Annotated in this window: 17 protein-coding genes; 9 read left to right on the top strand and 8 right to left on the bottom strand. The window is 36.9% G+C overall.

What is annotated here, in order from left to right; genetic code table 11:
* Positions 1-99 precede the first annotated feature (99 nt).
* The 7 genes from MKY60_RS02400 (at position 100) to qoxD (ending at position 5,905) form a co-directional block, all read left to right on the top strand.
* Positions 100-321, top strand: coding sequence for a small, acid-soluble spore protein tlp (locus MKY60_RS02400; protein ID WP_090564885.1), 222 nt, complete (start codon positions 100-102; stop codon positions 319-321).
* Positions 322-423: 102 nt separating this feature from the next.
* Positions 424-1,281: a hypothetical protein gene (locus MKY60_RS02395; protein ID WP_340928453.1), complete on the top strand. Its 858-nt coding sequence runs from the start codon at positions 424-426 to the stop codon at positions 1,279-1,281.
* Between the two features lie 107 nt (positions 1,282-1,388).
* Complete coding sequence (locus MKY60_RS02390) at positions 1,389-1,691, top strand: YunC family protein (RefSeq protein WP_090564889.1); 303 nt, start codon at positions 1,389-1,391, stop codon at positions 1,689-1,691.
* A gap of 420 nt (positions 1,692-2,111) precedes the next feature.
* Positions 2,112-3,044, top strand: coding sequence for a cytochrome aa3 quinol oxidase subunit II (gene qoxA / locus MKY60_RS02385; protein WP_090564891.1), 933 nt, complete (start codon positions 2,112-2,114; stop codon positions 3,042-3,044).
* 35 nt (positions 3,045-3,079) lie between these two features.
* Positions 3,080-5,029: a cytochrome aa3 quinol oxidase subunit I gene (gene qoxB / locus MKY60_RS02380; RefSeq protein ID WP_090564893.1), complete on the top strand. Its 1,950-nt coding sequence runs from the start codon at positions 3,080-3,082 to the stop codon at positions 5,027-5,029.
* Positions 5,026-5,622 carry a cytochrome aa3 quinol oxidase subunit III gene (gene qoxC, locus MKY60_RS02375; protein WP_090564895.1) on the top strand — a complete coding sequence of 199 codons (597 nt, stop codon included), beginning with the start codon at positions 5,026-5,028 and terminating at the stop codon, positions 5,620-5,622. The genes qoxB and qoxC overlap by 4 nt, the downstream gene beginning before the upstream one ends.
* Before the next feature lies 1 nt (position 5,623).
* A complete protein-coding gene (gene qoxD / locus MKY60_RS02370; RefSeq protein WP_090564897.1) occupies positions 5,624-5,905 on the top strand; it encodes a cytochrome aa3 quinol oxidase subunit IV in 282 nt (93 codons plus the stop codon).
* A 95-nt stretch (positions 5,906-6,000) separates the two neighbouring features.
* On the opposite strand, the gene MKY60_RS02365 is transcribed toward qoxD, so the two are convergent.
* Positions 6,001-6,234, bottom strand: coding sequence for a hypothetical protein (locus MKY60_RS02365; RefSeq protein WP_241597422.1), 234 nt, complete (start codon positions 6,232-6,234; stop codon positions 6,001-6,003).
* A gap of 162 nt (positions 6,235-6,396) precedes the next feature.
* Here MKY60_RS02365 and MKY60_RS02360 point away from each other — a divergent pair, with 162 nt between their 5' ends.
* Complete coding sequence (locus MKY60_RS02360; RefSeq protein ID WP_241597424.1) at positions 6,397-7,275, top strand: helix-turn-helix transcriptional regulator; 879 nt, start codon at positions 6,397-6,399, stop codon at positions 7,273-7,275.
* A 171-nt stretch (positions 7,276-7,446) separates the two neighbouring features.
* On the opposite strand, the gene MKY60_RS02355 is transcribed toward MKY60_RS02360, so the two are convergent.
* Both MKY60_RS02355 and MKY60_RS02350 read right to left on the bottom strand, forming a co-directional pair.
* Positions 7,447-8,910, bottom strand: a complete 1,464-nt coding sequence (locus MKY60_RS02355; protein WP_241597426.1) for a hypothetical protein — start codon at positions 8,908-8,910, stop codon at positions 7,447-7,449.
* A gap of 128 nt (positions 8,911-9,038) precedes the next feature.
* Positions 9,039-13,490 (bottom strand): S8 family peptidase, encoded by a 4,452-nt coding sequence (locus MKY60_RS02350; protein ID WP_241597428.1) that lies wholly within the window; start codon positions 13,488-13,490, stop codon positions 9,039-9,041.
* Between the two features lie 725 nt (positions 13,491-14,215).
* Between MKY60_RS02350 and MKY60_RS02345 the strand changes: the two genes are divergently transcribed.
* Complete coding sequence (locus tag MKY60_RS02345) at positions 14,216-14,602, top strand: SLAP domain-containing protein (RefSeq protein ID WP_241597430.1); 387 nt, start codon at positions 14,216-14,218, stop codon at positions 14,600-14,602.
* A 74-nt stretch (positions 14,603-14,676) separates the two neighbouring features.
* Here the strand turns inward: MKY60_RS02345 and MKY60_RS02340 are convergent, their stop codons facing one another.
* From MKY60_RS02340 to MKY60_RS02320, 5 genes are all read right to left on the bottom strand, one after another.
* Positions 14,677-15,867 (bottom strand): MFS transporter, encoded by a 1,191-nt coding sequence (locus MKY60_RS02340; RefSeq protein WP_241597433.1) that lies wholly within the window; start codon positions 15,865-15,867, stop codon positions 14,677-14,679.
* Positions 15,868-15,876: 9 nt separating this feature from the next.
* The gene (locus tag MKY60_RS02335) at positions 15,877-16,287 is read right to left on the bottom strand and encodes a MarR family winged helix-turn-helix transcriptional regulator (RefSeq protein WP_090564913.1); all 411 of its coding nucleotides are present in this window, start codon (positions 16,285-16,287) and stop codon (positions 15,877-15,879) included.
* 172 nt (positions 16,288-16,459) lie between these two features.
* Positions 16,460-17,065 carry a flavin reductase family protein gene (locus tag MKY60_RS02330; protein ID WP_093493488.1) on the bottom strand — a complete coding sequence of 202 codons (606 nt, stop codon included), beginning with the start codon at positions 17,063-17,065 and terminating at the stop codon, positions 16,460-16,462.
* Positions 17,066-17,081: 16 nt separating this feature from the next.
* Entirely contained in the window at positions 17,082-18,020 is a 939-nt protein-coding gene (locus MKY60_RS02325) for a ring-cleaving dioxygenase (RefSeq protein ID WP_093493486.1), read from the bottom strand.
* A gap of 154 nt (positions 18,021-18,174) precedes the next feature.
* Positions 18,175-19,116: a ring-cleaving dioxygenase gene (locus MKY60_RS02320; RefSeq protein WP_340928448.1), complete on the bottom strand. Its 942-nt coding sequence runs from the start codon at positions 19,114-19,116 to the stop codon at positions 18,175-18,177.
* Positions 19,117-19,251 lie beyond the last annotated feature (135 nt).

Below are 19,251 nucleotides of genomic sequence, written 5' to 3'. Positions count from 1 at the left end.
CATTCGTAAATTAACATCGGAGTTACATGAATACTCATATTCTTGTTGTATTAGGAAACACTATCTATTGAAAGGTTTAAATTATAAGGAGGAAATATTATGCCAAAAACCAGACGTGGTCCTAATGATCGTTCGAATAGTGAAGAAAGACTAAAGAAAACAATTAGACATATGGAAGCCGCTGAAATAGCTATGGAATATGCTTCTGAAAAAGACGTTGCTGCCATTAAAAAGAAAAATGAACAGCGTGCAGAAAGCGTAGAAGGTTTGGAGAAAGAAATGAAGGCAGCTGAAAAATCCGGATTAAAAGGATACCTATAATCATTTCTAGCTAGCCCAGTATGAAAAATACTAGGCTAGCTATTTCGATTATACAATTGAAACCTATTTTAAGTTATTCCGTAAAGTATTTGAGGTGAGTTAATGAAAAACTTTATTGGAAAAATACTTATAGGATTAAGTATTGTTATTGCTTATGTTAATTTGCAAAGTTTGCCTGAGAATATCCTAACTTACATACTAATTATAATTTTAGTCAGCTTTCCGCTTTACATAATAGGACACCGATTACGAAGAACTTTAATAATTTTCAAAGAGAAGGTAATAATATGGTCTTTCGCTTATGCATTTGTTGCATTGCTCATACCACTTCTATTTTTTAGCTACACACAATATGAACAATTAAAAACTGATACTTTTAACGAGCACTTCATTTTATTTGAGTCGACTTCCTCGGTTAATGGAGGAGGTATTTCTCTTGGTTTTATGCTCTCTCTGATCTTATTTGTTTCTATACGCATATTCAGTTCGGATATACGTCGGAAATGGATACCTAACTTATTAATCTTAATTACTCTTACTGCATATAGCACCTCTTTGTATGTTCTCTGGGAAGATTATAGAGGAATTCATGCAGACGGAGGTTTGATCACCAACAAATGGAATGGTGTTGAAGAATCTATCCCTTGGGAGAACGTCAGTCGAATTTATATAGATCCTTATGTTCACTATGCCTCCTTAAGCAATACAAGTGATGAAACACATATTTCTTGGGCAATGGTTATAGAATCTTATTCAAATAAAGACGTGCTCTATAGGTTTCAAAATTTGTCGGAAAATGACCTTTACATAGGTAATCAAATAAAAGAAATCGCAAAGGATAATAATATCCCATTCATAGTAAATAGTATGACGGGGGATGAACGCAAATGGTATGAGTTCGAATTGGACTTAGAAAAACTGCCTAAAACAGATTTCCATGAATTCTTTCAATATAAATAAAGTAAAACCTTTAATAATGGTAATTACGGCTTAGTTCGCACAAAAAAACACGCTTTTTCTATTGAATACATAAATTGTAGAGATAGGAAAGGGAGGACTGCTTAGTCATGATTAACATGGAACCAATTAATATTGATGGACATACGTTTTTATCGATTTCTGTAGAGTTACCTAAAACGAACTTACTAGTTGTCACTAATGACAAAGGGTATATAATGTGCGGTGCTTTAGACGTCGCACTATTAAATGAAAAATTAAAGGATAGAAAGGTAGTTGCTGGAAGGGCCGTTGGAGTAAAAACAATTTCTCAGCTTCTGGACGCCCCGCTTGAATCCATCACCTACGAAGCGGAAGAACTCGGTATTACTCAAGGTATGATCGGAAGAGATGCCCTACTAAAAATGGTTTAACACAAAAAGCAATCATTAACTAAGGCCACAGCACATAGTTGTACTGTGGCCTTTTAGCTTGCCCGTTTTTCCCCTAGATTTCCATTATCTCCGTACACTTCACAATTACGTTACCAATTTACTTTAATTTGTTCACATCTTCATGAACGTTTTGTGAAGTTGCTTTTTTTCATTTTGTTTTTTCAATTCATGGGAATAAGATAGAGGCATACAGAGACAACATCTGTTTGCTATGCGTTTATATAAAGTGAAACTTCAATCAGTGAGGGTTTTCTTTATCCCCCACTGATTGTTAGTTGAACCATTCGGGCATTTACGGGCAGTTTTCTCCCACTTATGCTTTGTTACTAGACCAATACTTGAAGTGGGAGTATTAGTGCCCGTTAATGCGGGATAAATATTCTGGGAAGGGGTAGAACTATGAAATTAAAAATGAAATGGATTCTTTTAACGATGGTTATCACTATTTCCACCGTGTTAACCGGTTGTGAACCATTACTAGTTTTAGATCCGAAAGGGCCACAAGCCAAAACACAAGCTGACGATATTATGTTATCTATTTGGCTTATGTTAGGTATAGTTATTGTCGTTTTAGCTATTTTAGTGTTCGTCTTATTAAAATACCGCGCTTCTAATCAACCGAAAGATTACGAGCCACCACATATTGAAGGAAGTCCGATTGTTGAAGCAATTTGTATTGGTATTCCTATTATTATTGTTATCTTCCTATCTATCGTTTCTGTCAAAAGTAACTATGAGGTCGAAGCAACTCCAGCAGGCTATGAAGATCAAGAGCCTTTAGTTATTTATGCTTCCTCATCTAACTGGAAATGGCATTTTAGTTATCCGGAAGAAAATATTGAAACTGTTAACTATCTATACATCCCTGCGGACCGCGCAATTGAGTTTAAATTATATTCGTATGGACCCATTACTAGTTTCTGGATTCCCCAGCTAGGCGGGCAAAAATACGCGATGTCAGATATGGTCACAACTTTGCACTTAGCAGCCGATGCACCTGGAGAGTTTAGTGGTAGAAATGCTAACTTCAGTGGAGCTGGATTTGCAGAAAACACTTTTGAAGTTACGGCTATGACACCTGCTGATTACTTAGATTGGGTAGAAGAGGTACATGAAACTGCTCCTGCTCTTACAGAAGATAAATTCGAGGAACTATTAGAGCCAGGACATCTTGGGCGCTCTACCTATACAGGAACTCACTTAGAATTCGCTCCAGCACCAGAACATGACCATGGTTCTACAGATAACAATACGAATGAGTCAGAACATGAACAGCATAACGAACACGAATCTCATGATTCTGATGAACATTCAGAACATACAAATCATTAAAAGGTACCATAAATTCTCGAAAGGAGTGACAAAGCATGGATTTCTTTGATCGTTTTGCAGTACCACATCCAAGCTTTTTAATATATGCATCCATGGTTGGTATCGGGCTAACAATGCTCGCTATAGTTGTAGGAATTACCTACTTTAAGAAATGGGGTTACCTATGGCGTGAATGGATAACGACTGTTGACCATAAACGAATTGGTATTATGTATTTGCTATCAGCGTTACTAATGCTTTTCCGTGGTGGCGTAGATGCAGTTATGATGCGTTATCAACTTTCAATGCCTGAAAATACATTTCTAGATTCACAACATTACAATGAAGTCTTCTCCACACACGGAGTAGTTATGATATTGTTTATGGCTATGCCATTCATTATATTTTTCTTTAACTACCTTGTACCACTACAAATTGGAGCACGGGACGTTGCTTTTCCACGTCTAAATGCACTAAGTTTTTGGCTATTTTTTATGGGGATGGGGTTATTCAACATCTCATTCATAGTAGGTGGGTCACCTGATGCAGGTTGGACTTCTTACTTCCCACTAGCAGGGAATGAATTTAGTACGTCTGTTGGGACGAACTATTACATGATTGCTATTCAAATAGCTGGTATCGGTACATTAATGACTGGTATTAACTTTATAACAACTATTTTAAAAATGAGAGCACCAGGCATGAAGCTTATGAAAATGCCAATGTTCACATGGTCTGCTTTTATCGCAAATGTAATCATTGTTTTTGCTTTCCCAGTATTAACAGTATTACTAGCAATGGGAACCATGGACAGATTATTTGGAACTAACTTCTTTACTACGGATAACGGTGGTATGGATATGCTTTGGGCTAACCTGTTTTGGGTTTGGGGACATCCTGAAGTATATATTTTAATATTACCTGCATTTGGTCTATACAGTGAAATTATTTCAACGTTTGCTCGACGTAATCTTTATGGTTATAAGTCAATGGTTGCTTCAATGGTAGTTATTTCTCTACTTTCATTTTTCGTCTGGGCTCACCATTTCTTTACAATGGGTCAAGGTCCACTTGCTAATAGTATATTCTCTATTACAACTATGGCGATTGCTGTACCAACCGGCGTTAAAATATTTAACTGGTTATTCACCTTATGGAAAGGGAAAATCGAATTTACTACTCCAATGCTCTATTCGATGCTCTTTATTCCACTGTTTACCTTAGGTGGAGTTACCGGTGTAATGCTAGCGATGTCAGCAGCTGACTATCAATATCATAATACGATGTTCTTAGTTGCTCATTTCCATAACGTAATTATTCCTGGAGTAGTTTATGCCATGCTTGCTGGTCTAACGTTCTATTGGCCAAAAATCTTTGGCTTTATGTTAAATGAAAAACTTGGTAAATGGACAGCATGGTTGCTTTCAGTAGGCTTTGTATTAGCCTTCATACCAATGTATATTACTGGTTTAGATGGTCAGGCACGTCGTATGTATACGTACTCTGAATCTACTGGGTTTAGTGCTATGAATATGGTTTCATTTATCGGTGCTGCAATTATGGCAATTGCTTTTGTTCTTCTTGTTTATAACATTTACTATAGTATTCGTTATTCTCCAAGAAATATTGGTAGTGACCCATGGGATGCACGTTCGCTTGAATGGGCTACACACACACCAGTACCAGAATATAACTTTGCGATTACACCACAGGTTGAATCTACACAACCATTCTGGGACTCGAAGAAAAATGGACATGAGTTATTTAAAGGCGACATAGAAAAAATTCATATGCCAAATAACAGTGGTCTACCATTTATCATGAGTTGTATTTTCTTTGTGTTTGGATTTGCCATGATTTTTAGCATATGGCCACTGGCAATCATCACATTAATCGGTATTCTAGCTTGTTTAGCTTACCGTTCATTTGAGAAAGACCATGGAAGATATATTTCTGTCGAAGAAATTAAAGAAACAGAAACAAGATTGCGAGGTGCTAAAAAATGAAGGTAGATAACTCGCTTCCACTTGAATATAGTACGGAAGAAAATAACCTGAAGATCCTAGGTTTTTGGATTTTCATAGGTGCAGAAATTATGCTTTTCGCAACACTTTTCACTGCATATTTCACATTAGAGAATCGTACTGGCAACGGACCAACTGGTGCTGACATTTTTGAAATAGCCCCAGTGCTTGTGGAAACCATTTTACTTTTAGCAAGTAGCTTTACAATTGGGCTTGCTATTCATGCCATGCGATTGAATAAGAAAAAGGCAACAATGGGATTCTTTATCGTCACACTGATTTTAGGAGCAGCATTCTTAGGCTTCGAAATCTACGAATTCACACATTATGTACATGTTGGTGCAGGACTACAAACTAGTGCATTTACAGCAGCTTTGCTGACGACCTTAGGAACGCATGGTTTGCATGTGACATTAGGATTTTTCTGGGGATTATTTATCCTTATTCAGATTAAAAAACGCGGGTTGACCCCGGAAACAGCAAATAAATCATTTATTTTCTCACTTTATTGGCATTTCCTAGACATTATTTGGATTTTCATCTTCAGCTTCATCTACTTGAAAGGAATGATGTAATATGAAAGAATTATTCCCTATTAAACAAGTAATGGGCTTTGCATTTTCGTTAATCCTAACAGTCATAGCGCTTTTAGTTTATTTTACAGATATGTCCTACACAGCAGGAATGACAGTACTTCTAATAACTGCTTTTGTTCAAGCGGGACTACAAGTAGTTGTCTTTATGCATGCTGGAGAGACTAAAGATAAAGGTTCTATTTATCTCAATATCTACTACGCTCTACTCATTGCTTTAATTACCATTTTCGGTACGCTACTTGTATTAGTTTGGGATATGTAAAAACAGACATAAAAAGGAGGAACGTGACTATAGATTAGTCATGATCCTCCCTTTTTTATATTATAGCTATTTATAATACAAAAAAGAGAGCGTTATTAAGCGCTCTCTTTTTTGTATTTATTAGAGTTTAAAATCATTTCTTCTGAAGCCACTAATATCATTCCAATCAGGAATATAAATACTGCTCCCATCACTACACCTATTCCAACGCCTATAACTGTGCTTAACTCACTAATTAATGCTCCGTATAAAAAGATAGCAATTCCTATTGTTAATAAAGTAGCCCCGACCATTTTGGTAGCGTGCAACATTTTTACGTATGATTCCATATTGTAACACCCCTTCATACTTATATTATTCACTACGTTCACAAAGTTGTCAATTATTATTGTCTTTTCTGTGAACTAAAATAGTAAATTTATAAATAAAAAAGCAATATATATCAAAAAAATTATTTAGTTAACGTATAAACTAATACATGAGGTGAGCATATGTATAGCAAGATGGTGATGGATGTTGTGAATGTACTAGAAGAACATTTAATGGATGAATGGAAATTAGAAGATTATGCAATGAAAATCGGTTATTCAAAATTTCATTCGACGCGTGCTTTTAAAAAAGAAACAGGTATGACTATTGGTGAATATATAAGAAAGCGAAGACTCGCAATGGCTGCCCAATTTTTACTACATTCCGATTTAAGTATCATTCAAATTTCAGTGGAGCTTCATTTCCAATCACAAGAAGCATTTACGAGATCATTTAAAGATTCATACAAAATGCCACCTGGTAAATATAGGACAATGATGCGTACATTACAAAAAACGGAGGATGGACAAATGGCAGTATCAAACGAAATAAAGGGATGGGTTTTAAGTGGTTCTAATCCAGAAGGTTATGAAATGAGGACGGACAGCCACGTGTTCCATTCAGGTACAAAATCGGGTTATTTAGCTTCAAGATTACCTATTGCTGAAGGACAATTTGGCACAATGATGCAAAGTTTTTCCGCTAAACAGTGGCAAGGAAAACGTATTAAACTTTCTTGCTTTATAAAGACAGAAGAAGTTATAAAATGTGGTGCATGGTGTCGAATAGATAATCATGTCGGGGATATGCTGCAATTCGATAATATGGATAATCGGGCTATCCACGGCACAACGGATTGGAATTATTATGCGATTGTATTAGATGTGCCAGAGGAAAGTGCCTCGATTCATTTTGGAATTTTACTCATTGGCTCAGGTAAAGTTTGGACAGATAGCTTTAAATTTGAAGGAGTAAGTCTTGATATTCCTTCTACCAATATGCTGTCGGCTGAAGAAGATTTACCCTTAGAACCTGAAAACTTAGGTTTTGATGAACTATGACTTTACTTTTTTGATTTATTTATAACGATTTATACATGTTTCTTACAAAAACAGCCCCTTCCAAACACTCTGGAACGGTGCTGTTTCTATATTTCTGAAAAATCACAGTTACTTTTAGTAAGGTAAACCTTATCAAATTCGCTTAAAAAGTTTTAAGTATTATAGCCTCTATTATTTGGTGGAATTATCCTCACCAATGATGGAAACATTCTGCCTATCAGAGATAAATTTCCGTCCATCCCATTTCAGTACTGTTTGAACATACCCTAATCCATCTGCATGATATCTTCCTGCAATTTGTTGAAAAGCCATCAGTTCATAAGTACCGTCCCGAGCAAAGTCAATAGGATACAACCCACCAACAGGGTCAACCCAGCCCTCTATTGGTTCCTTCAGAATTCCGTCTTCATCATAAATTTCTGATAAATACTCTTTTCCTTTATACGTTAAATCCAAAATATATTGCTTATTTGGATAGGAGCTAACTACTTTGACTTGGTAGTAGTTTTCATAATGGACTTCATATTTCGTGGTTTCATTAAATTCTTCTACGTTAAATACTTGTTGCATATTTCCATGAGTATAGGAAAAGACAAAAGCATAAATTGTCCCTCCACTTCCCCCTGTATCTATAATAACTAAAATGTCATCCACTTGATCACCGGTAAAGTCACCAAGAAAAATGGTCGGATTATATCCAGCACTTTGTTTCAGATAAATTCTCTCTAACGTATTTTCATGCTGATACAAAACATTTAAAGTGATGTTCTGCCAAAATGGACTTCCTTCCGTCTTTTCTCCAGTAAGATAAACCGTGTCCAGAAATCCATTCCCGGTCAAATCACCTCTGGAATACACAATGATCTCATCATTGTTGTGACCATTATTTTGCATATGCTCTAACACTTTCCGCCTCATATTAAGTAAAAACTCAAGTGAAGGGTACGGTTCACTGAAAGCCAAAGCCTTATTAATAGAAATCATAAACTGCTCTAAATCCCCTGCCTTCTTTTGCGCTTCAGCTAAATAATACCAATAGTAGGAGAAATCATTGGATTGTAGCAGTCTTTCATAATAATCCTCAACTCTCTTAAAGTAATACGGATATACATCCTTCGCTAAAACTAGCTTATTTTCTTCAAAACGATATACATCTACTTTGTATGCCTCTCCTGTATCATGGACCCAAATCGCGAGTTCGTATTGACCATCAGGACCGTATAGTCCAGGCATGTCTTCCACTTCCAATTTACTATAAGCTATATTGGAAGTAGGTAATCGAATAATTTCACCGTCCACCCATTGCAACAAATCCAACTTGGACCATTCGCTACCTATCTGCCAGCCAACAATAAGTGTATTCACCCAATTAGTTGTAATTGGTACCGCCATTAGACTTGAAATTCCATATCCGTTTCCTTTTATATGTATTAAAGGCAGCCACTGGTTATGGATATTTTTTAGTATAACTAGGAAATTTTGATCTTTATATTTGTATGCTCCGATTAATTCATTTTTCTGATCACCATCAATATCCGCTAACAACACTGCTGGATTATTAGGAAGTCCTGACAATTCCAGGATTGTTGCAGTTGGAGGCAGAAAATTTAATAGCACATTTACATACTCATTCAAGTTTACACTCCTTTTACACCATCATATGCTTCAATAAAGTGAAACTTCCATAAGTGATGTTTAGGTTTTTGGCCATATAAAAAAATGCCAAAGAGGATATTTTCCTCTTTGGCATTTTTACTATAATTCTATTCTTCTAAATCCTTTATTGGTGCTTCATCTTTTACTTCCGTCTCATCTTCTTTAGGTTGTTCCGTTGGTGCTGGAACATTGACAAACAGTTTACCTTCAGCCTTTTGACGTGTTTCATTTCCAAATTCATCTACCACTTTGACCTCGATAACTGCTCCATTTGCAACAGTATCAGCAGGTACTGTCCAGTAACCAACGTAATGACCTGCACCCTGTTCCATCATAGGTAGCTCAGTTGCATTGTTTACTTGTCCTACATTAGTTAGTGGCATATGGATGACAAATGAAGTTTTTAATCCTGGATTACTATCAAATTCAATTTTAACACTTCTTCCTGTTGCCAAATAAAGATCATTTTCTGGCTTCAGATTAGTAATTTCCGGAGCGTTGTAATCTGCTGTAACAGTGACTGTTTTCGATTCACTATTACCAGCTTTATCACGAGCCTCCACTACGATTTTATTGATGCCTTCATCTAGAAGAATTCGTTTAGAGTATTTACCGTCTGATACTGTTGCAGCTTGACCATTAACATGAACGAAATCTATATTTTCATCTGTAATAGTACCTTGAACAGTTACAGTTTCACGATTTATTTTTTCTCCGTCTACTGGGTTATCGATAGTTAGTTCTGGCTTAACAGTATCCAAAACTACTGTAACTGGTTCAGATTGCCCTGTTACTCGGTCATCCAATACGGAAACTGCTACAAACTCATTGGATCCTTCTGTTAATTCAGTTGCAATTGAGAACTTCCCGTCCTCTCCGACTACTACTGAACCCGCATCTTCTCCATTTTGTTTTAATTCAATTGTAGTTGTAGGTGAAGCAGTTCCTTCTACATTAAACTGCTTTTCATTTGTTATTAAACCAGCTTCTGGTGAAGTTATAACCGGACCCGATACTTCATAGCTAACACGAGCACGAATCATATAATTCCCTTCTGCTGCAGGAGATGGTGACCATGCTCCGGATACACCTTGATAACTTCTTTCTGCATTTACTCCGTTTTCATCAGTTGCAAGTCCAGGTGAATTAGGATTTGCTACGGTTTGACGATATACCATATAGAAGTCACCATTCACTGTAATATTGTGTTCCGTAAGATCAACTACAGTCCACTCGCCATTACGAAGCGCTGTTGCATCAATAGGACCAGCTAGTTTTTTACCAGGTGTTCCATCTGCACCCTTAGCATCCCAAACCTCTACAGCAAACTCCGTACCACCTGGAATTGGCCATTCTGTATCCCAGAAACGGAAAACTCCATCTGTAACAATTCCATTCTCTTTGCCTTCAGGAAGTGACATTTTCACAGCCCAAGCGTTGCCTGCTGCATTGAATGCCCGTGCATTTTCCGCTGTTCCATCATCATATCCAATTTCTCCACCTGGATATGTGTAGAAAGGTTCTAATGCAATATTTTGTGTAGTCGCATCCGAACCGATTGTGATCGACACTTCTTGACTATGATAACCTCGAGCGATTATTTTAAGAGTGTATTCTCCCTCATATGCAGTCAATGAGTAATTACCAGATGCATCCGTTAATACAGGCGTTACATTTGCATCCTCGACCAGGATAATGGTTGCTCCTTCAATCCCCTCTCCCGTCGATTGATCAGTAATTACACCACTTACCATATTTTCTGCCATTTCCATTAACGTAAAATTAGCAGTTGTAACACCATCTGCTTCAATAGTTACAGATTTTTCTTCCGACTCAAATCCGTAAGCTTCTGCTTTAGTAGTAAAAGTACCCGCACCATGAGTAAGTGAATACGAACCATCTGCTGGGTTCGAATAAACCGAGCGGCCAGATTCTAATACGCTTACCTGAGCACCTAATGGTAAAAGTGTTGGATTAACAATTGTATCTACCACTGGAGGTGCTTCTTTAACAGACATTACAGGTCTAATTGTTTTAGGGTCTATTGCTTCTTTAAATGACTTTTTGTCTGTTTCTTTATTATTGTCTTTGTTTGCTTTGCTACCACTATTTCCAGCTTTACTGCCGTTATTACTTTGTTTTGCACTATTTCCTTTAGATACTTTCCCAGTTTGAGAAACGTCTGCTAAATTAACGTCATCAAGATACCAGCCATTTTTCACAACACTTCCATCTGAGAAAGCATTGAATCCTATATATATACGTTGACCTGCATATGCCGATAGATCAACTTCTGCTTCAATCCAGCCAGCAGATGTACCTTGAACCGTCAATAATTGTGTCCATTCTACCTGATCAGTAGAAACGAAAACATTTCCATAATCATACGCTCTTCCTGCTGAAGATTGTTCGAATTCATGCCATTGCTTGAATTGGAGGTATGAATTCCCTTCTGGCAAGTCTACTGGAGGCATAACAAGCGTAGCATTCATAGAGCTTTCATAAGGTCCATCTAAATTGGTAGCATAGACTTTTTCTCCAGACGCTGCATTTTCTGGACCCGCAGTTGGGGTACCCCATTCCCAGCTATTTTTCTCTCCGAAAGAAGTCCATCCAATAGGAGTTGCTTCAAAATCTTCTGAATAACCAACTGTGATTCCTGGATTCACTTGAATCTCGTATTCTTCGCTTACTACTTCATTATTCCCAAAGTCATTTATCGTCCATTTGTAAGTAAAAGATTCCCCTGTTATTAATTCTCCAGGTACTACTACAGTATATTCACCATCCGTATAATCTCCAGATGTGCGCCCAGCTTCAATTGATTGCCATGCACCATCTGCATCTTTATAGTTTAAGCCAACTGATGAAACACTGATGTTATCAGTAACGGAGATTGTTAGAGGTAAATCCATTCCTTCATACGTCTCATTAGGAGCAGTATGTTCAAATACTGGAGCCTCTGTATCATCACCTTGCTGTGAAACTTGTCCTTTTAACGTTCCAAGACCTGTAATAATAGACGCCACTGCTTCATATGCATCTACTAAACCATGACCATATCCGTGATTCGGAACCGTTGTATACTCCGAATCTGTCAAAGGATTTGCAGTGTTTAGGAGAATCTCTTCCATCTCATTTACAGTTAGGTCAGCATCCACTTGTCTCAGCAATGCTGCTACACCTGCTACAGCTGGTCCTGCCATCGATGTACCATTCCAACCACCTTCATAGATTCCTCCAGGTACAGATGAACGGATATTCACACCAGGTGCAGATATATCCGGCTTAGTTTCTGCATACGGGGATGGTCCACGTAACGAGAAATTCGCTACAGTGTTATTAATATCCGTCGCTCCTGTTGCAAAAGATTCTGGATAATTAGCTGGTGCTGCTACAGAACCTGCTCCACCAGGATTTGTAAGGGTAGTATTCCCTGCAGAGAATTCTGGGAAGATCTCTGCTGCACGCCAGTTTACTACAACATCACGGTACCACTCATCAAGTCCTGCTCCGCCACCCCATGAGTTATTCACTACATCAGGTGCCATATCAACTCGTGCATTACCTTCTGCATCAGTTGGAGCTAAAATCCATTCAGCTGCTTCGAGTAAGTCAGTATCTGACCCCCCGCTTGCGGTAAATGCTTTAACAGCAATATATTTAGCTCCTGGTGCTACCCCGACTTGGTTCGCGCCATTAGGTTCACTACCAACCATTGTTCCCGTTACATGTGTTCCATGTCCTTGGTCATCATATGGTGTAGCCTGCCCTGCTGTTGCATCAAACCAGTTATAGTCATGAGAAACTGCGCCACTCGCCTTATTATAGCCACGGTACTTTTCTTTTAAAGCAGGATGATTCCATTGAACACCTGTATCAATACTTGCTACTACTGTTCCTGCTCCGTCAATTCCCATCTCCCACACTTCTGGAGCTTTGACCCGTTCCACGTTCCATTCTACATTTGCAGTTTCTGCTTTGGGTACAACTGCATTCTCTGTTTTTGTAGTAAATAATTGACGGGTTTCATTTGGTAAAATTTTTTCTACCTCTGGGAATGTAGTCAATTTTTCAGCAACCTCTTTCGTCGCTGTAACAGACATACCGTTTACTATATAGTAGGATTCAATATCTTTTGCATTGCCTTTATCAACTTCTTGCTCTAGAAAATCTGTAACGGTTTGCTGAGACTCCAAGGAAGTGGATTTCAGTTCCGATACAACAGCAGATCGTTGGATTAGCTTAGCATTGTGAGAAGATAAGTTTGCCTTTTCAGCATTCTTTCTTGCATTCTCCGCTACTTGTAAAGAATCTGCTTTTTCCTTGAATTTTATTAGAAATGTAACTTTATCATCGCTTTTGAAGCTTTCCAGTAACCGACTATTTAGCTTGTCCTTTGCTGAAATAGAACTAGAGCTTGAATCTCTGAATGATTGGTGAAGTTTGTTTGCTGTTTCCGCACTAACTACGTTTGGCGCAACAAGTGAAAATGTCATAAGTACGCTAGCTACAACACTAAGAACTTTAGTTTGACTTTTTTTCTTCCTCAATTTCATTCCTCCCTAAATTTTTCAAAGATTTTTTACCAATAAAACTTACAAAAGGCCATAAAAAAACACCTTATCCTCCTTCCCAAAAAATTTTGGTAAATAGAATCAATGGTGACAATCTAAATCTCTCTAGGTGTATCTATAACAATAGACGAAGTTCATATAAAATTCTGTCGAAATCTGTCGACAATTATCCGAATATTCAAAAATAATAAATATAAACTATTTTTAACATTTTTTTAATAGGTTAATAGTCTCTACTCGCAGAATTATATTATTAGAAAAGTTTCAAAAGAACCGTTGGTACTACTAAGAAATATACAAATGATATTTTTTTGTTTATTAACAGACGTTTTTTGTACTTTTAGAATAAATAAACAATTATCCCTACTTCCAATTTATGTGAGTAGCCCACGAAATTTACCGATATTTTAAAGTAGTCCTTACTAACTAATAAATATATACTTAAAAATGAAGTTAAACCAGTATTTTTCAACGTTTTTCATTAAAAAACTCATTATTTTGCTTCATTTAAAATAGGAAGTACATTTTCACTATTAACCTAACCTTTTACCATAACTTTAGAATTAGTTTCTAAATTAGTTAGTTTCCAATTTGTTGAATGGAACAAAGTTGTCTTCTACTATATATCATAGCTAAAAAGTTAAAGGATTTTATTCTATGAAGTTTATTGGTATGGTTAAAAGAGATTAAATTGGAGGAATTATGGAATGCAAACTTTACAATTTGAATCTTCGTGGGAAAAAACTATTGCTATCAAAGATAGAGAGCTAATAACAGAAATTTTTCAAGATAGTAATATGATAGATGGACAAATTATTCGGTTGGTACCCATTTGGGAAGCTCTGAATTATAAAGGAGAGATATTAGTTACTGTCTTGATTCATAACTTTGCAGATATTGAGCAAATTTTTCAGAAACAAAAAATTGCATATATAGAAAAGGAAACAATTATTGCAGAACACACTTTTACTGTTCCTAAGTTAATTATTAAACCTAAAACCAGTATGCCTTGGACATTTATCTTCCCTGTCGAAAGTTTGAGAATGAAAGAAATCAATGGGAATGGAAATTTAGAATTGCAAACAACTTCTTAAATAGTAAAATGCCTAACGAATATGATATTTCGTTAGGCATTTTATATTGTTTTTACTTTTTTGTTACGAGGTTATTATGCAGTTTTCATTAATTCCTTATCTTTTCTACCATGCATTAAATAGTATAGAGGAATACAAAGTATAATTACTACAACCATTGCTACAAATATTGTACGGTATCCCGTCTCGGGTACGATAAAGCCTAAAACGTATGGGCCTATGCCTAAACCCAAATCGAATAGTATAAAATAGGTTGCAGTAGCTAAACCGAAACGATGTGGCTCTGTTACTTTAACTGCGATCGTTTGTGCAACTGAATTAAAGTTACCATAACCAAACCCTATAAATGCTGCTGCAAGAAGTAACATCCAACCTGCCGAAGCTTGGCTAAAGAAAAACATCCCGATAGCAAATATAACTATGCATGGGTAGACAATAACGTTTGCACCTCTAGAATCCATTATTTTACCTGTAAATGGACGAGAGAAAATAATAACAACAGCATAGACTAAAAAGAAATAACTAGCTGCACTAACTAGATTAATAGACTCCGCATAAAAAGACAAAAAGGTCATAACGCCTGAATAACTAAAACCGATGATCAATGCAATAAAAGAAATAGGCACTGCTTTCGGTTCGATAAATTGAGATAAAATTGAGCTTTTTACTTCTGTTTGTTCTGGTTGTTTAATTGGAGCTAATTTTAGTTTTACAGCTGCTAAGAATAGCATACATATGAGCGACAAAAATAGGTTCATCACAAACATGATCGTGAAGCCACTGTCCATATTCATCAGTAGAATCCCTATAAAGGGACCAACAGCTGTTGCTAATATAGCACTTAAACTAAAATAGCCAATCCCCTCTCCTTTACGCGCACTTGGCAATATATGAGCCACAATAGTACCCGTTGCAGTACCAATAATTCCTACTGCAATCCCTTGCGCTAATCTGTTGATTAACAGCAGTGGAATACTGTTCGCCAAGAAGTAAAGTGCCGATGTAATGGCAAAGAAAGTTAAACCTAGCCACAATACTTTAATCGGCCCTTTTTGTCCGATAAAACGTCCAGCACCAAGTCTACCCAACAATGAGCCAATAATAAAAATACTTGATACTAAGCCCGCCGTACTAGTAGAGGCTCCAAATTCCGTTGTTGCATAAGATGCGATTGTTACCAATAATAAAAAATATACTAATGTTGCTAAAAAATTTATAGTTGAAACGATTGTAAATTCCTTCGTCCAAAGTTTTTCTTTGTTCATAAACTACCACTACTTCCTAATATTTTGTTGCAATTTTTCTAAAACCTTTTCCACAATCTCACATTCTTCTTTAGTAATGCCTTCTAAAAGCGAAGATTGGAAAGTATGAACCGCTTCTTTTAATTGTTGATATTTAGCTATACCGTTCTCCGTTAAATGCATTACTTTTTTTCGTTTATCTGTTCCGTAAACTACGTATATTAATTGTTGATCAATAAGCTTCTGCGCAAGTGCTGTGACAGAAGGCTTCTCAACACTCCAATACAGGGCAATTTCTGAATTTGTCGCAGGACCAACTTCATAAATGTATCTTATTAATCCCCACTGGGCTTCTGACATTTGAAAAGGACTCAACACTTCCTGAAGACCATTCGCATAAGGTCGTTGAAGAATTTTAAATTTAGCAAACATCGAATTCATATAAACCCCTCCTTTATTATCATGAAAATTAGTTAGTTAACCTAATTAATTAAATAACACTTATTTGAATTTGTAAAGTAATTTACAATTCATTCTTTTTACAGAGTGAATGCATATAAAAACACCCTTACCAATTTGGCAAGAGTGCTGTAACAAGCTTTAATTAAACTCACTATTTAGGTCTTTCAATTGAAAAAATATCACCAATGGTTGCATAACTAGATCCTGCTAGGCGGCTGATAGCATTTAATCCCTTTGGATCAATCCTCCCATTTTCATAAATTGCTTCATCTATATGAAATCGAACTACTTCTCCAATGAATAAATCACTTCCTGGCTCTTCTCCACCTAAAGGAATTGCTTGTATTAGTCTACATTCCATTCGTACTTTCGCTTCCTTTACACCTGGTACAGAAATATATTCACTCGGTACGAGCGTTAGGTTCGCCAATTCGATTTCACTTACCGCTGCTGGTAATGATGCTGCTGTTTCATTAATTTTAGCTACATTCTCATCATCCACAATATGGACAACAAATTGTTGGTTGCCATAAATATTGCGAGCAGTATCTTTCACTCTTCCTCCTGGCCTTTGGATAGCAAGTGACACCATTGGCGGATTGGATGAAACAATATTGAAATAGCTAAACGGGGCCCCATTAACAATCTCATCTTCAGACTGTGTTGTAACAAAAGCAATGGGTCTAGGAATAATAGAACCAATTAAAAGTTTATAGTTATCTCTCTCACTATTTTGTTTTGGGTCAATAGAAATCATTTCTTCTTCCCCTTCCTTAGTCGATTGGACGAACTTGAATTGGAATAAGCGAGCTTACTAATCGCTCACGGTGTTGCTCAAATTGTGCTGGTAACATCAATTGAGTCCCCATCGTTTCCAGCGATTCATCATGTGCAAACCCTGGAGGATCTGTTGCAATTTCAAACAAAATCTCTCCGGATTCACGGAAATACAATGCGTTAAAATAGTTACGATCCTTCAACTCTGTTACATGTTGACCACTATTCATGGTATGTTGTTGCCATTCAACATGATCTGCATCATCTTGTGCACGCCATGCGATATGATGAACGGTACCAACACCCATCGAACCGCTTACACCTGTTACCATTTTTAAATCTATAATGTTGCCGATATCTGCTGAAGCTTTAAAGCGTGTATAATCACCTTCAGTTCCAACTAATTCAAGCCCCATTACATCAGTTAATGTTTTAGCCGTTTCTTCAGGTCTGCTTGAGTAAAGTGTTGCACCACCAAAGCCTTTAATCGCAACTTCTGGTGTTACTCCACCAAAATTCCAGTTATTTTGTTCACCTTCTGCACGTTCGACTAGTTCTAGATGTAAGCCATGCGGATCATCAAACTGAATCACTCGTTCTCCAAAACGCTCTGCTTTTTTAAACGGAATTGCATTCGTTGCCAAACGGTTTACCCAAAAGTTAAATGATCCTGTAGGTACTACATATGTTGTAACTCCAACTTGACCGTCTCCAATTTGTCCCTGATAAGCATTTACCCAAGGGAAAAAAGTAATAATTGTACCAGGTTTCCCCCCACCATCTCCAAAGTACAAGTGATATGTTCCTGGATCATCGAAATTCACAGTTTGTTTGACTAAACGTAAACCTAATACCCCTGCATAAAAATCAATATTTTCTTGTGGATGACCAACGATAGCTGTAATATGGTGAATTCCCGCAGTATGTTTTTTCATCATTATTTCCTCCTATTTGATAAATTTCTCAAATTCATCGACTGGCTATGGTAACCACCTGTAAGCTTTAAATCTTCACAAATTGGTTTTAAATCACTTTCTGTCATTTTCACTTCTTTTAAAAGTTACTTGCAGATGTCTATTTCCCCTACCTTCACTCAATCGGTTCTAATTTCTCCTCGATTTCCGCGCGCTTAACTTCCAAAAATGGAGGTAGGTCTAACTTTTTACCTAGCGATTCAATGGTAGAGTCCACTGTAAAGCCCGGTCCTTCTGTCGCCAACTCAAATAAAATGCCATTTTCTTCTCTAAAATATAAACTCTCAAAATAGTAACGGTCTGTAATTTTCATCACCTCAAAACCAAAGTCTCGAATACGCTGGTGCCACTCTCTTAGCTCCTTGCCATCTTTTACACGGATAGCTATATGATGTACACTGCCTTTTCCAGGTTTTTCTTTAGGACCGTCTTGCTCCACAATGACAATTTCACCAAAAGCCTGCCCTTTCACAGATTGATAAATAGCTTTGTTTCCCATATGCGATGCAAGTACATACCCAAATAGGTTTTCTAATGTATTCGCTAGGCTATCAAGCGATTGCACAGTCATTTCTACAGCACCAATTCCAAGAATACGATGTTCCTCTAAAACAACTGAATCACCCCAAGACCGCCAAAATGCTGGTACCTCATCGCCACTATTATTTAAAAGGACTAGTCGTAAGCCTTCGCAATCCTCAAAATGAAGTGCATCACGTCCTGCATACATAGTTAGCTCCCCATGCTTCACATCGAGTACTTCAAATCTTTTCTTCCAATATAGTAAGCTGTCATACGACGGCACTAGTAACCCGATTTGTGTTATAGCGTTCGTCCCTCTCTTTGTGCTTCCCACTATTGGGATTTCAAAAAAGGATAGTTCTGTCCCAGCACTTCCAGTTAAATCCCCATAAAACAGATGATACATGCTCGGATCATCTTGATTGACCGTTTTTTTCACTCTACGAAGTCCGAGGACATTTTGGTAAAACTGATTGTTTTGTTGTCCTTTTTTCGTAATCATAGAAATATGATGATGTCCTGCTATATTGTTCATTATCGTTCCTCCCTTTCTTTATAAATTCTGAACAAAACCTTCAATCTACTTGATAGTATTTTGCTCAAAATTTATTTATAAAAAAACAAAATGTGCATGTGCTAATGCACATTTTGTGAATTATAGAAATTTAAA

This window comes from Psychrobacillus sp. FSL K6-1415, assembly GCF_038003185.1.
GTDB lineage: Bacteria > Bacillota > Bacilli > Bacillales_A > Planococcaceae > Psychrobacillus > Psychrobacillus psychrodurans.
Note: the sequence above shows the minus strand (reverse complement) of the source record. Positions and strands in the feature narration are given on the sequence as shown.